We start from the raw sequence: 13,711 nt of genomic DNA on the forward strand, positions 1-13,711 counted from the left end.
CCGCCCTGCCGCGCCCGTCCGCCGCAGGCCCCGACACGGACGAAGGGAACCGCCCGTCATGACGGCGTACCAGGCGGCACAGCCGTACGAGTCACCGCTCACCGCGCTTCAGCACGGGATGCTGCTGTACAGCCTCAGCGCCCCGGACGACGGCGTGTACGTGCAGCAGAAGATCGTCACCCTGCGCCACACCGTGGACGCGACCGTGCTGCAGCGGGCGCTCGACGACCTGGTGGCCCGGCATCCGGTGCTGCGCACCACCTTCGCACTGGACGACCCGTCCGCCCCCCGCCAAGTGGTCCACCCGCACGGCCGGGCCACGCTGTTCCATGACGACTGGCGCGGCGACGCGGACCCCGAGGGCCGCCTGCGCCGCTTTCTGCGCGAGGACGCCCGGCGTCCCTTCGCCTTCGCCGAGGAACCGCCGACGCGCTTCGCCCTGCTGCGCATCGGCCAGGCCGACTACCGGCTGCTGTGGACGTCGCACCACGCGCTGATGGACGGCCGCTCCTACGCACTGCTGCTGTCCGAGCTGTTCGAGTCGTACGACGCCGCGGTCGGGGGCCGGGAAGCCGTGTTGCCCCCGCGGCCCGGGTTCGAGGCGTATGTGCGCCGGCTCGCCGAGCAGGACCCCACGCCGGGCGAGACGTTCTGGCGGGAGTACCTGGATGGGCTCCGCGGCCCCACGCCGCTCGTGGTGGCCGCCGAGCGCGCACTCGGCCCCGGCGAGGACGCCTTCGGTACCGTCCGGGCGGAACTGGACGCGGACACGGTGGAAGCCGCCGCCGCGCTCGCCAAGCGGTGCGGCGGCACCCTCAACAACGTCGTCCAGGCCGCGTGGTCCCTGCTGCTCGGCAGCTACAGCGGCAGCGGCGAGGTGGTGTTCGGCGTCACCAAGTCCCGCAGGTCCTTCGCGCCCGAAGGCCGCGACATGGTGGGCCTGCTGATCAACACCCTGCCGTTGCGCGTGGCCCTCGACGCCTCGGCCACCGGGGCCGACCTGGTGCGCGCCCTGCGCGAGGGGCATCTCGCCCTGCGCCGCGGCGAGCACATCGAGCTGCCCCGCATCCACCGGCTCAGCGCCGTTCCGGATGACTCCACCCTGTTCGAGAGCGTCGTCGTCTTCGAAAGCCGTACCGTCCAGGCCGAGCTGCGGCAGCGGGGCGGAGCCTGGCGGGACCGCGACTTCCACCTGGAGGAACGCAGCAACTACCCGCTCACCCTCAGCGCCTACCAGGACGAGCGGCTGCTCCTCAAGCTCGGCCACGACCGGCGGCGGCTGACGGACGCGGTCGCCCGGCAGGTGCTGGACGACACGGTGACGCTGCTCCGGGCGCTGATCGAGACACCCGACCTGCCGACCGGAGAGCTGTGCGCCGGGACCGGCCCGGGCTCCGGCGCGCTGGCCCGGCGCCGGGCGGCGTGCGGCCCCGACGCGCGGCGGCACTGGGCCGAGCGGACGGCCCGGCTGAACCCCCCGAACCCCCCACAGGCCGACCCCACCGGGCCTGCCCCCGTGGTCCGGCTGGACACCCGGCACACGGCCGATCCGGAGCTGCTGCTCGCCGCGGTCCTGGCCTTCGTCTCCCGCGGCACGGAGGAGGCGGACACCGGGGTCGCCCTGCGTTGGCGGCACCTGGCCGCCTGCCCGCCCCACCCGGCGGTGGCGACCCACGTTCCGTTCCCCCTGCCGTTCCTCGACGACGGCAGGCCCTTCGCCCGGATCCACGACGAGGTGCGGTCCCTCCTGCACGACGACGAGACGATGGGCGTCCCCGCCCGGGACCCGCGGACGGAACGCTGGCCGGTCCGCGTCGAACTGCACACCGGACCCGCCCCGGGCGGCGCCGCGCTCCCTGGCGAGGCGACCGGCGGCGCGACGGCCCGGCTGGTGCGGATCGCCGAGGACGGCTCGTGGGTGGACTGGGCGGACCCCGACCCGGCGGCGGCCGCGCGGTTCGCGGCCTTCCTCGACGCCGTCGCGGCCGACCCCGGCCGGCCGGTGACCGAGGTGGCGGAGCCGACCCCCGACGAGCGCACCCGTGTGCTGGAGGAGTGGAACGACACCGCGGCCGACTACCCCTCCCACCTCTGTGTGCACCAACTCTTCGCCGACCAGGCCCGGCGCCGCCCCGACGCCGTCGCCGTCGCCTGCGGGGACCGCACGCTCACCTACCGGGAACTGGACGAGCGGTCCGACCGGCTCGCGTCCGAACTCGCCGCACGCGGCGCCCGCCCCGGTGAGCTGGTCGGGGTGGCGCTGAGCCGCTCCCCGGAACTGCTGGTCGGCCTGCTGGCCGTGCTGAAGGCGGGTGCCGCCTACGTCCCGCTCGACCCCGTGTACCCGCCGGAGCGCATCGCGGCCATGGCCGACGACGCGCGACTGCGGCTGGTGGTCACCGAGTCCGCGCTGCGGCCCACGCTGAGCGGCGTACACGCCGGCCTGCTGCTCCTCGACGAGGACCGCGAACGCCCGGCCGGCCGGTGCGTCCCGGCCGGTCCCGACGACCTGGCGTACGTCATCTACACCTCGGGCTCCACCGGGAGGCCCAAGGGCGTGCGGATCGGGCATCGCGCGCTGACGAACTTCCTGTGCGCCATGGCCCGGCGACTCGGCTGCGCCGGGCACGACCGGCTGCTGGCCGTGACCACCGTGTGCTTCGACATCGCGGGACTGGAGCTGTACCTGCCGCTGATCACGGGGGCGCGGGTGGAGATCGCGCCGGCCGAGACCGCGGCGGACGGCTTCGCCCTGGGAGCCCTGCTGGAGCGGACCCGGCCCACCATGATGCAGGCCACCCCCGCCACCTGGCGCATGCTGCTCACCGCGGGCTGGACGGGACATCCGGGCCTGAAGGCGCTGTGCGGCGGTGAGGCGCTGCCGTCGGACCTGGCCGATGAAATCCTCGCCAGGGCCGGGGAACTGTGGAACCTGTACGGGCCCACCGAGACCACCATCTGGTCGACGGCCTGCCGCGTCGAACGCGGTGACCGGGTGACGATCGGCCGCCCCCTGGCGAACACCCGCTGCTATGTGCTGGACCGCTTCGGCGAACCCGTCCCGCCCGGGAAACCGGGGGAGCTGTACATCGCCGGGGACGGAGTGGCCGACGGATACCTCGGGCGGCCCGAGCTCACCGCCGAGCGGTTCGTGAAGGATCCCTTCGGGCCCGGCGGTACGCGGATGTACCGGACCGGCGACCTCGTCCGGCAGCTCGCCGACGGCCGGCTGGAGTACCTCAACCGCGTCGACAGCCAGGTCAAGCTGCACGGCTACCGCATCGAACTGGGCGAGATCGAGCACCACCTGCGCGCCCGGCAGGGCATCCGGGAGGCGGTCGCGGTGGTCCGCGAGGACAGCCCGGGCGACCGCCGGCTCGTCGCGTACGTGGTGGCCGACCCCGGCACGGCACCGGACACCGCCGCGCTGCGCGACGCCCTGCGCGGCGTGCTGCCGGGCTACATGGTGCCCGCGGCCGTGGTCGTCCTGGACGAGGTGCCGCTCACCCACAACGGCAAGGTCGACCGCAAGGCCCTGCCCGTCCCGGTCCAGGCCGGGCCGGAGCGCCCGGCCGCGCTCACCACCGACACCGAGCGGGCGGTCGCCGCCGTCTGGCGCCGGGTGCTCGGCGTGCCCCTGGTCGGCCCGCGGGACAACTTCTTCGACCTGGGCGGCAATTCCCTCTTGATGATGCACGTGGTCAAGGAGTTGCGGGACACGCTGGATCCGTCGGTCACCCGCGTCGACGTGTTCCGCTACCCCACCGTCGGCGAGATGGCCCGCCACCTGGCCGCGCGGCGGGGCGGCGAACGGCCGGCCGCCCCGGCCCGGCCGACCCGGGCCCGGCGCGAGTCGCTGGAACGGCTGCGCCGCAGGCGCACCACGAGGGGAACGGGCCCCACCGCCACCTGAGACACACGTCATTCCGCCCGCGTCATTCCGCGTACGCCCATCCGTGAAGGGAAGGACCATGGCCCACTGCGCCGTGTGCTCTCTGCAAGAGGGCCACCCCGGCATCACCCTGGACGAGAACGGGACCTGCAACCTGTGCAACCTCGAAGTGGCCGATGAGCTGCTGGAGAACTTCACCTACACCAACCGGGTCTTCGAGGAGTTCACCGCCGCCGGCCCCAACCGCGACGGCGAGTTCGACTGCCTGTTCATGTACAGCGGCGGCAAGGACAGCACGTACATGCTGGACAAGTTCGTCAACGAATACGGCAAGCGGGTCCTTGCCTATACCTTCGACATCCCCTTCGAGAGCGAGCACGCCGCCGACAACATCAAGCTGGCGAAGGAGAAGATCCCCGCGCATTTCGTGCTGGACTCGGACGAGGCCGGCATCACGACGATGATGCGCGACGTCTTCAACCGGCCCGCGCCGCAGAAGCCCGGAGAGTATCTCGACGAGAAACTGCCGTGCGTGTCCTGTCGCACGTTCTTCGTGATCCGGGCCATTCTCTGCGCGATCCGCAACAAGATCCCGTACATCGCCCTGTGCGCGGACCCGCAGCAGATCCTCACCATGGAGTCCAACGTCCGGGAGATCGTGCGCGGTTTCTACGAGACGTTCGGCCGCGAGCTGACCGGTCGGCTCTTCGGGGAGGAACTGGAGGACGTGCTGTTCGCCACCGACGAGGAGCTCCCGAAGGTCGTCTTCCCGTTCATCGCGATGCGCTACGACTACGACCCCGACGCGATGGTGCGGGAACTGAAGGCCAAGGGGCTGTACCAGTCCTCGCCGCTGGAGACCCACTGCACCCTGTATCCCCTGCTGAACTACTACTCGTTCAAGAACTGGGGCTGCATGTTCTACAAGCTGAACGCCTCCAGTTACCTGCGCGCGGTGAAGAAGAACAAGAACTACGACCGCTCCACCTACAGCATCAAGTTCCCGCGCGCGGCGAATCTGCCGGACCTCGAGCAGCGTCTCCAGGACATCATCTTCGACATCGCCCGGGGCGATGCCGACCCGCGGGTGCACGAGCCGGCGCTGGTCGAGATCTTCAGGGAACTCCATGGGGACGAGAACGCGGCCCACTTCGTGGCCCGCAGTTTCCTCGACATGCGCGCGACGGCCACCCGTATGGGAATAAAGCTCGCCTGAAGGAGGCAGAGATGGACCAGCACGACATCAGGGAAACCGATATCGCCATCGTCGGCATGGCGTGCCGCCTGCCGGGCGCTCCCTCCGTGGAGGCCTTCTGGCGCAATCTGCGGGAGGGCGTGGAGTCGACGACCTTCCTGTCCGACGAGGAACTGCTCGCCGCGGGCGTGGATCCGCAGCTCATCAATGACCCGAACTATGTCAAGGCCGCCCAACTGCTGCCCGACATCGACACGTTCGACGCCGACCTCTTCCGGGTCACCGCGGACGAGGCGGAGATACTCGACCCGCAGCAACGGCAGTTCCTCGAATGCGCCCTGGAAGCGCTGGAGGACGCCGGATACGACCCCGGCGCCTACGACGGCACCATCGGCGTGTACGCGGGCGCCGGCCTGAACACCTACCTGCTCAACAACCTCCACGACCGCTACCGCGACGCCTCCACCCTCGACGACTACCGGCTGATGCTGGCCAACGACAAGGACTTCCTGGCCACCCGGGTGTCCTACAAGCTGGACCTGCGGGGCCCCAGTCTCAGCATCAACACCGCGTGCTCCACCTCACTGGTCGCCGTGCACACCGCCTGCCTCAGCCTGATCAGCGGCGACTGCGACGCGGCACTGGCCGGGGCGGTGCACATCAAGGTGCCCCAGCGGAAGGGGTACCGCTACCAGGAAGGCATGATCCTCTCCCCGGACGGGCACTGCCGCGCCTTCGACGCCAAGGCGCAGGGCACCATCGTCGGGGACGGCGTCGGCGTGGTGGTCCTCAAGCGGCTCCGCGACGCCCTCGATGACGGCGACTTCATCCACGCGGTCATCAAGGGCACCGCCGTCAACAACGACGGCGCGGCGAAGGCCGGTTACACCGCTCCGACCGTCGAGGGCCAGGCGGCCGTCATCCGCGACGCCCAGGAGATCGCCGACTGCCCGCCGCACACCATCGGATACGTCGAGGCGCACGGCACGGGCACACCGCTCGGCGACCCCATCGAGGTGACCGCGCTCAACACCGTGTTCACCGAGGACACCGAGGGGGTCGGCCGCTGCGCGATCGGCTCGGTGAAGACCAACATCGGCCACCTCGACGTCGCCGCGGGCATGGCGGGCCTGATCAAGACCTCGCTGATGCTGCGCCACGCCGAGCTGGTCCCCAGCCTGAACTTCGAGTCGCCCAACCCGGACATCGACTTCGACGCCGGGCCGTTCCACGTCGCCACCGAACTCACCGACTGGCCCGCCACCGACGGCGCGCCGCGCCGCGCCGGCGTCAGCGCGTTCGGGATCGGCGGCACCAACGCGCACGTCGTCCTGGAGGCGCCGCCGGCCCGCCCGGCGCCGTCCGAGCCCCGTCCGGCCGAGCTCCTGGTGCTCTCGGCCCGCTCACCGCAGGCCCTCCAGCGGGCCATGGCCGACCTGGCCCGGCACCTGCGGAAGCATCCGGAACTCTCACCCGCCGACGTGGCCAAGACCCTCGGCGTCGGCCGCCGTGCCCATCGCCATCGCTGCGCCGTGGTCTGCTCCGACCTGCGCGAGGCAGCCCTCGCCCTCGCCCTCGCGGACCGCGAGCAGCTGATCACCGGGGAGCTGGCGGGCGACCGCCCCGACGTGGTCTACGGCGTGGCCGACCGGCTCGGGGACGGTGGCGCCCACGCCGTGGCGCTGCTGCGCGAACTGCCCGCCTACCGCACGGAGATCCAGGCGGTGACCGGCACGGACGGAGGGGACGCCGAAGCGCTGCTGGGCTCGGACGACCTGGCTGCGGCCCTGGTCGCCCAGCTGGCCGCCGCCCGCCTGTTCACCGCGTGGGGTGTGCGGCCCGCCGCCGTGACCGGCGGCCCGGTGGCCCGGCTCGTCGCCGCCTGCCTGGCCGGCGGGCTCACCGTACCGGAGGCCCTGCGCCTGATCGAGGAGGACCCGGCCACCTGGACCGGCGTACCGCCGACGCCCTCCGACATCCCCACGGGCGCCCTGCTGCTGCGCCTCCAGCCCGAGAGCACCGCTTCCCTGGGCCTGCACCGCACCGCACACGACCTGGCGACGGTGTGGACCGCGGGAGCCGACGTCGACTGGGAGGCGTTCTACGGCGGCGAGCAGCGCTGCCGTGTCCCGCTGCCGCACTACCCGTTCGAGCGCACGCGCCACTGGATCGAACCGGAACACCGCGCCGCGCGGCGCACACCGGCGCCCGACGCCCTGCCCGAGCGGCTCGCCGCGGCTGTCGGCCACGAACGTGTCGACATCATCACCGAGTTCGTGCAGCGAAAGATCGCCACGGTGCTGGGCGGGGAGGCGGGCGGGCTCCCGGAGACCGACCGCAATCTGTTCGACATGGGCCTGGACTCGCTCATCCTGATCGACGTGACCGCCCATCTCGGCGACGCGCTGGGCGAGCAGGTGGACGCGTCCGCGTTCGTGGAGTACCCCACGATCCGCTCCTTCTCCGAGCACCTGGCCATCGACCTCGGCCTGGTGGAGGAGTCCCCGGCGCAGCAGGACACCATCCGGACCTCCCGGCGGGCCCAGCGCGCGGCCGCCCGCCGCACCGGCCAGGCCTGACCTAGGGGTGTCTCCCCGATCTCTGCGGGCCCGCGACGCCTGGCACGCTCCCCCAGCTAACGCTGGGAGGTGCCCCCTCTCGCTGCGTTGTCGGGCCCGCCCGAGTAGGCCCGCCCCCAGCTACCGCTGGGCGGGGGTACCTCCCGGCCGAAGGCTGGGGGCGCCCCCGCGAGGGCGACCCTCCGCCTTGCGATCGGGGGGTACCGCCCAGCGGTAGCTGGGGGAGCACCAGACGCCGCGGGCCCCGCGGCGTCAGCCGCTGATGTCACCGTCACAGAGATCGGGGAGACACCCCCTACAGCAAACGGGCCGGGTTCGCCGACGGTGTCGGCGAACCCGGCCCGCTCCTCCTGGAGACATCGCCGGCCGGCGGTCGGGTCAGCCGTCGGCCGCGCCCCACTCGATCAGCTCGCGCCCGGGGGAGAACAGGCGCGGGGCGACCACCTTGAGGTGGGGCGGCGCGGACTGGCGGGAGGGCTTGAGGAGGAGGGTCTGGACGCCGTCCTCCGCCGGGTCCGGCCGGCCGGGCGCGTCCTCGAAACCCGCGAAGCGGTAGGCGACCTCCATCATCCGGTTGCGTTCGGTGCGGCGGAAGGCCGCGGTGAGGGCGGTGCCGGCGCGGGCGGCCTCGTCGGTGAGCCAGCGCAGCAGGGCCGCCCCCACACCGAAGGACACCACGCGGCAGGAGGTGGCGAGCAGTTTGATGTGGTGGGCGTCGGGGCGCCGCTCGAGGAGGATGACGCCGATGGCACCGTGCGGGCCGAAGCGGTCGGTGAGGGAGGCGACCAGCACCTCGTGCCGCTCGTCCTCGATGAGGGAGCGCAGGTCCGCGTCGGAGTAGTGGACGCCGGTGGCGTTCATCTGGCTGGTGCGCAGGGTGAGCTCCTCGACGCGGGAGATCTCCTCGTCGCCCGCGTGCTCGATGCGCAGCTCCAGGGACAGGGAGCGCAGGAACTCCTCGTCGGTGCCGCTGTGCTCGGAGCGCTCGGCCTCCCGGCGGAAGCCCGCCTGGTACATCTCCCGGCGGCGGCGGGCGTCGTGGGTGACCACGGTCGGGCTGAACTCCGGGCGGGTGGGCAGGGACAGCGCGTCCTCGGCCGGGTAGCAGCGCACGTCGGGGAGGTGGAACTCGACCTCCGCCCGCTCGGTCGGCTGGTCGTCGATGAAGGCGACGGCCGACGGCGCGAAGTTCAGCTCGTCGGCGATGGCCCGGACGGAGGCGGACTTCGCCCCCCAGCCGATGCGCGGAAGGACGAAGTACTCGGCGAGCCCGAGCTTCTCCAGCCGCTCCCAGGCGTGGGTGTGGTCGTTGCGGCTGGCGACCGACTGGAGGATGCCGCGTGAGTCGAGTTCGACCACGACGTCCCTGATCGCGGGCGGGATCTCGACCTCGTCGCCCTCCAGCAGGGTGCCGCGCCACAGGGTGTTGTCCAGGTCCCAGACCAGGCACTTGACGGTGGGGTGCTGCTCGGTCACGTGGTCCATCCCTCCCGGTTCACACTTCCCACAGGGTTACGGTCCAGGCGGCGACCGGGCTGTTGCTGATCACCAGGACGTGGTCGCCGGGATTCAGCTCCCCGGTGGCCAGCAGGCGGTCGAGGTTGAGCACGACGTCCATCGGGCCGAGGTGGCCCAGCTCGGCCAGGTGTGCCGCGCAGACCGGGTGGATCGGCACGCCCAGCGTGGCGTGCCAGAAGTCGAACGCGCTGGCGGTGACGTTCTGCATCAGCATGGTGGCCACCTCGCCCTTGCCGACGCCCGCGTCGGCGAGGACCTGGTCGACCAGCGGGCCGAGGCGGGTACGGCTCTGCATGGCGAGCTCGAAGGAGTAGCGGTCGTTGTCGGCGCACTCCTCGCGCCACTGGGACCAGGGCCGGTCCTTGTACTCGACCTTGAACAGGTCGTGGAAGGAGCCGTCGGCCTCCATCCGGTGGGCCTTGAGCACCGGGCGGCCGCCCCGGACCAGGGTCATGGCGAAGGCCCCGTCCCCGATCACCGTGACCGGGCGGCGGACCCGGGCGGCGGCGGTGGGCCGGCTGCCGTAGGTGATCAGCACACTCTGCCGGGCGGGGTCGCCGAGGATCAGATCGCGGCCCAGCCCCCAGGCGGCCGAGGAGCCGGCGCAGCCCAGGCCGTCGATGGTGAACGGAAAGGTGCCGGTCAGCCCGGCGAGGTGGGAGATCTTCCCGGCGTCCGAGCCGATCAGGACGTCCGGCGCCCGCGAGCCGATGTGCAGGACGAGGTCGGGGGTGGTGGGATGGGCGGCGATCAGCTCCCGGCAGGCGCGGGCGGCGAGTTCGGTCGGTTCGGTGTCGGGGAACACCCCGACCGTCCGGATGCCCGCCTGCTCGGCGAACTTCAGCTCCTCGTCGCCGAGCAGGTCCAGCTCCGGCAGGTCCTCGACGGCCACCCGTTCTTCCGGCAGCAGGCAGTACACCGCCCCCAGGCCGACGGTCCCCGCGGTTTCGGTTCCGATGGTCATGTCACCCTCTCCAGAGCGCGCTCCGCGAGGATGAGCTGACAGATCTCCTCGCTGCCCTCGATGATCTGCATCAGCTTGGCGTCCCGGTACGCCCGGGCCACCGTCCCGCCGTCCACCGACCCCGCCGAGGCCAGGATCTGCACCGCGGCGGAGGCGGCGTGCGCCGCGTGGCCCGCGGCGGCGTGCTTGGCGAGCACCGAGGCGCTGCTCAGCTCGGCGGAACGGCTGTCCCAGCAGCCGGAGGCGTGCTCGCACAGCCGGGTCGCGGTCTGCTCCGCCACGTACATCTCGGCCAGGTGGCGGGCGACGAGCTGGTGTTCGGCCAGGGGCTTGCCGAACTGCTCGCGAGCGCGGGCGTGGGTGGCGGCGGCTGTCAGGCAGGCGCGGATGATGCCGACGCAGCCCCAGGCCACCGACAGTCGGCCGTAGGTGAGCGCGATGGTGGTGAGCAGGCCGAGCGACACGCTCGCTCCCGAGAGCACCCGCGTGGCGGGCAGGCGCACGTCTTCCAGGAGTACGTCGGCGTGGCCGGCCGCGCGACAGCCGAGTGGCTGCGGGACGGGCCGTACGGTGACTCCGGGCGCCCGGGTGGGCACCAGCACCGCGGCCGCGCCGTCCTGGTAGCGGCCGAACACCACCAGCACATCGGCGTAGGCGGACGCGGTCGACCACACCTTGTGTCCGCTCAGGACCACCGAGTCGCCGTCGTCCACGACCGTGGTGGCGATCGCCGCGAGGTCGCTGCCGGCCTGCGGTTCGCTGAACGCCACCGCGGCGAGGTCGCCCCGGGTGAGGGCGGCGAGTTCCTTCGAGCGCTGCTCCCGGGTGCCGAACCGCTGGATGGTCCAGGCCGCCATGCCCTGTGAGGTCATCACGGACCGCAGCGAGCTGCACAGCGTCCCGGCGTGGGCGGTGAGTTCGCCGTTGTCCAGGCCGGACAGGCCCCGCCCGCCGAACTCGGCGGGGACCTCCGCGCACAGCACGCCCTCGGCGCCGAGCCGGCGGAGGGTCTCCAGCGGGATGGCACCCGCCAGGTCCCAGTCGCCGGCCCGGTCCCCGACCTCCTCGCTCAGCAGCGCGGCCAGTTCCTCACGCGGTGTCATCTGCCCGGGCCAGACGCAGGACGAGGGCGGTCATGGCGTTCACCGTACGAAAGTTGTCGATCTTCAGGTCCGGCCCGGCGATGGCGACCCCGAAGGTCTGCTCGACGTGGACCACCAGTTCCATCGCGAACATGGAGGAGACGCTCCCGGAGGCGAACAGATCGGTGTCCGGCTCCCAGTCGGTCTTGGTGCGCTCCCGCAGGAACTTCTGCAACTCGGCCGCGACTCCTTCCGCCGTGAGCTGACGGTCGGCGGTGGGGTTGCTCATCTCTGCTTCCTCCCAGGTTTCTTGTGGACGAGAGTGAGGCCGTCGGCGACGGGCAGCATGGAGATCTCCACCCGCTCGTCGTCGCGCAACCGGGTGTTGAGTTCGCGGATGGCCACGGTGTCCGGATCCTGGGCGTCCGGATCGACGACCCTGCCGAAGAACAGCGTGTTGTCCAGCACCAGCAGCCCGCCCGGGCGCACCAGCTCCAGGGACTGCTCGTAGTACCGCAGGTAGTTGGTCTTGTCCGCGTCGATGAAGGCCAGGTCGAAACTGTCCTCGCCCGACTGGGACTTCAGCTGGGCGAGGGTGTCGGCCGCGTCCCCGAGCCGCTGGTCGATCCGGTCGGCGACCCCGGCCCGCTCCCAGTAGCGGGCCGCGACGGCGGTCCAGCGCTCGCTGATGTCGCAGGTGACCACGGTGCCGCCGGGGGGCAGGGCGCGCGCCATGCACAGACTGCTGTAGCCGGTGAAGGTGCCGACCTCCAGGACCCGGTACGCGCCGGTCAGCCGCACCAGCAGGGCGAGCAGCTGCGCCTCCTCCGGCAGCACGAGCATCGCCTGGAGCATCGGCATTCCGGCCGTCTCCTCGCGCAGGTCGCGCAGGATGTCGTCGTCGCGCAGCGACATGTGCCGGACGTAGTCCTGGAGCTCGTCGGTGAGCTGGAGCTGGCCGGCCATCAGAGGCCGACCGCGTAGGTGTAGAAGCCGCGCCCGCTCTTGCGGCCCAGCTCGCCGTCGGCCACCTTCCGCAGGAGCAGCTCGCAGGGGCGGCACCCCTCGTCGCCGGTGCGCTCGTGCAGCACCTTCAGGGAGTCAACCAGGTTGTCGATGCCGATCAGATCGGCGGTGCGCAGTGGCCCGGTGCGGTGTCCCAGGCACTCCTGCATCAGCGTGTCGACGTCCTCGGCGGTGGCCCGTCCCTCCTGGACCACCCGGGCCGCGTCGTTGATCATGCGGTGCAGTACCCGGCTGGTGACGAACCCGGGGCCGTCGCCGACCCGGACGCCGCGCCGGCCGAGCGCGGTGAGCAGCCGCTCGACCGAGGCCAGGGCCCGCTCGCCGGTGCGGGAGCCGCGGATCACCTCGACCGTGCGGATCAGGTAGGAGGGGTTCATGAAGTGCACCCCGAGCAGGTTCCCGGGGCGCGGCAGGGCTTCCGCGAGCTCGTCCACCGGGATGGAGGAGGTGTTGGTGACCAGCGCGGTGTCCGCGCCGACGGCCGCGTCGACCTCGGTGAGCGCCTTGACCTTCAGGCCGGACTCCTCGGTGATCGCCTCGATCACCACATCAGCGCCCCGGCAGTCGGCTGCCGAGGCGCTGATCACCAGTTCCCCCTCGGGTATGTCGGGCCGGGCGCCGAGGAGCTGGGCCGTCCGCAGCTCGCGCTCGACCCTGGCGCGGGCCCCCGCCCGCTTCTCGGGGTCGCTCTCGACCAGGACGACGGGGACGCCGTGGATCAGGGCCAGGGTCGTGATGCTGGTGCCCATGACACCGGCCCCCAGTACGGCCAGCCGAGGGGTCGGCTCTTCCTTGCTCACCACATACCTCCGCGAGTGCGGTTCACCAGTGGATCGAACGGACAGCAACCCGGGCAGGTCTCGTCGTCGGCATGGGGGAGGGGCCGGAAAGACTCGATGCCCAGCGGCAGACGGATCGTAAGTGCGCCATTCCGGAAATCGCCACCTGGCCCCCGTGTGCGATGACTCACAAATGCGGCGCCATTTTCTCATATCGGCCCGTCGGCCTCGGACCCTATCACGCGCCTTCTGGGGCGCGCCAGATGGCATTCGGGGCGAATGCCGGTGGACTGCCGACGGCTGGGCGCCCTTGGCAACCTGTTTGTTTCTCCGTGCGGTGAGGGCGAATCGGATAGCGGTTGGGGTGGATAGGAGATAGAAGCGGACATGGGGCGTTTGCGCTGAAGGCGAATCAGAAACCGCTGGTCGATAGATGGTTGCCGCGTGTTGATGTTCGATGTTACGTTGCAACGGCGAAGCAAGCTGACGGGGAGCGGCTACTGAGAGTAGTTCGCGGACAGTGATGCCGACGGGGGCAGGGCTGAAGTCATCCGACTTTTATTGCGCGTTTAACGAATAATTCTTCTTTCGCTGTGCCGCCGCGCGGAGCAGCGCTTTGAGTGTGCCGTCATAAACGTTCCAGCCATGAGTCGCTGTGACCACGAGACAAAGGCCT

9 protein-coding genes are annotated in these 13,711 nt (G+C 71.6%); 3 read left to right on the forward strand and 6 right to left on the reverse strand.

The features are described from left to right. Window positions 1–58: 58 nt before the first annotated feature. The 3 genes from ABFY07_RS03100 to ABFY07_RS03110 are packed head-to-tail and all read left to right on the forward strand — an operon-like array spanning window position 59 to window position 7,666. Window positions 59–3,913, forward strand: a complete 3,855-nt coding sequence (locus ABFY07_RS03100; RefSeq protein WP_346172926.1) for a non-ribosomal peptide synthetase — start codon at window positions 59–61, stop codon at window positions 3,911–3,913. Window positions 3,914–3,971: 58 nt separating this feature from the next. Continuing rightward, entirely contained in the window at window positions 3,972–5,108 is a 1,137-nt protein-coding gene (locus ABFY07_RS03105) for an adenine nucleotide alpha hydrolase family protein (protein WP_346172927.1), read from the forward strand. An 11-nt stretch (window positions 5,109–5,119) separates the two neighbouring features. Further along, entirely contained in the window at window positions 5,120–7,666 is a 2,547-nt protein-coding gene (locus ABFY07_RS03110; RefSeq protein WP_346172928.1) for a type I polyketide synthase, read from the forward strand. Between the two features lie 378 nt (window positions 7,667–8,044). On the opposite strand, the gene ABFY07_RS03115 is transcribed toward ABFY07_RS03110, so the two are convergent. The 6 genes from ABFY07_RS03115 to ABFY07_RS03140 are packed head-to-tail and all read right to left on the reverse strand — an operon-like array spanning window position 8,045 to window position 13,056. Then, window positions 8,045–9,151, reverse strand: a complete 1,107-nt coding sequence (locus ABFY07_RS03115) for an HAD-IIIC family phosphatase (protein ID WP_346172929.1) — start codon at window positions 9,149–9,151, stop codon at window positions 8,045–8,047. A 10-nt stretch (window positions 9,152–9,161) separates the two neighbouring features. Further along, complete coding sequence (locus tag ABFY07_RS03120; RefSeq protein ID WP_065968181.1) at window positions 9,162–10,148, reverse strand: 3-oxoacyl-[acyl-carrier-protein] synthase III C-terminal domain-containing protein; 987 nt, start codon at window positions 10,146–10,148, stop codon at window positions 9,162–9,164. Beyond that, a complete protein-coding gene (locus ABFY07_RS03125; protein ID WP_346172930.1) occupies window positions 10,145–11,251 on the reverse strand; it encodes an acyl-CoA dehydrogenase family protein in 1,107 nt (368 codons plus the stop codon). The genes ABFY07_RS03120 and ABFY07_RS03125 overlap by 4 nt, the downstream gene beginning before the upstream one ends. Further along, complete coding sequence (locus ABFY07_RS03130; RefSeq protein ID WP_346172931.1) at window positions 11,238–11,519, reverse strand: acyl carrier protein; 282 nt, start codon at window positions 11,517–11,519, stop codon at window positions 11,238–11,240. The genes ABFY07_RS03125 and ABFY07_RS03130 overlap by 14 nt, the downstream gene beginning before the upstream one ends. After that, window positions 11,516–12,196, reverse strand: a complete 681-nt coding sequence (locus tag ABFY07_RS03135) for an O-methyltransferase (protein WP_346172932.1) — start codon at window positions 12,194–12,196, stop codon at window positions 11,516–11,518. The genes ABFY07_RS03130 and ABFY07_RS03135 overlap by 4 nt, the downstream gene beginning before the upstream one ends. Then, complete coding sequence (locus ABFY07_RS03140) at window positions 12,196–13,056, reverse strand: 3-hydroxyacyl-CoA dehydrogenase family protein (protein WP_346172933.1); 861 nt, start codon at window positions 13,054–13,056, stop codon at window positions 12,196–12,198. The genes ABFY07_RS03135 and ABFY07_RS03140 overlap by 1 nt, the downstream gene beginning before the upstream one ends. Window positions 13,057–13,711: the final 655 nt, after the last annotated feature.

Origin of the sequence: Streptomyces sparsogenes subsp. cuspidosporus (assembly GCF_039532705.1) — a bacterium.
GTDB classification, from domain to species: domain Bacteria; phylum Actinomycetota; class Actinomycetes; order Streptomycetales; family Streptomycetaceae; genus Streptomyces; species Streptomyces sparsogenes.

Coding starts and splice junctions, on each gene's coding strand:
- ABFY07_RS03100 (WP_346172926.1), top strand. CDS start 59: ATGACGGCGTACCAGGCGGCACAGCCGTACGAGTCACCGCTCACCGCG.
- ABFY07_RS03105 (WP_346172927.1), top strand. CDS start 3,972: ATGGCCCACTGCGCCGTGTGCTCTCTGCAAGAGGGCCACCCCGGCATC.
- ABFY07_RS03110 (WP_346172928.1), top strand. CDS start 5,120: ATGGACCAGCACGACATCAGGGAAACCGATATCGCCATCGTCGGCATG.
- ABFY07_RS03115 (WP_346172929.1), bottom strand. CDS start 9,151: ATGGACCACGTGACCGAGCAGCACCCCACCGTCAAGTGCCTGGTCTGG.
- ABFY07_RS03120 (WP_065968181.1), bottom strand. CDS start 10,148: ATGACCATCGGAACCGAAACCGCGGGGACCGTCGGCCTGGGGGCGGTG.
- ABFY07_RS03125 (WP_346172930.1), bottom strand. CDS start 11,251: ATGACACCGCGTGAGGAACTGGCCGCGCTGCTGAGCGAGGAGGTCGGG.
- ABFY07_RS03130 (WP_346172931.1), bottom strand. CDS start 11,519: ATGAGCAACCCCACCGCCGACCGTCAGCTCACGGCGGAAGGAGTCGCG.
- ABFY07_RS03135 (WP_346172932.1), bottom strand. CDS start 12,196: ATGGCCGGCCAGCTCCAGCTCACCGACGAGCTCCAGGACTACGTCCGG.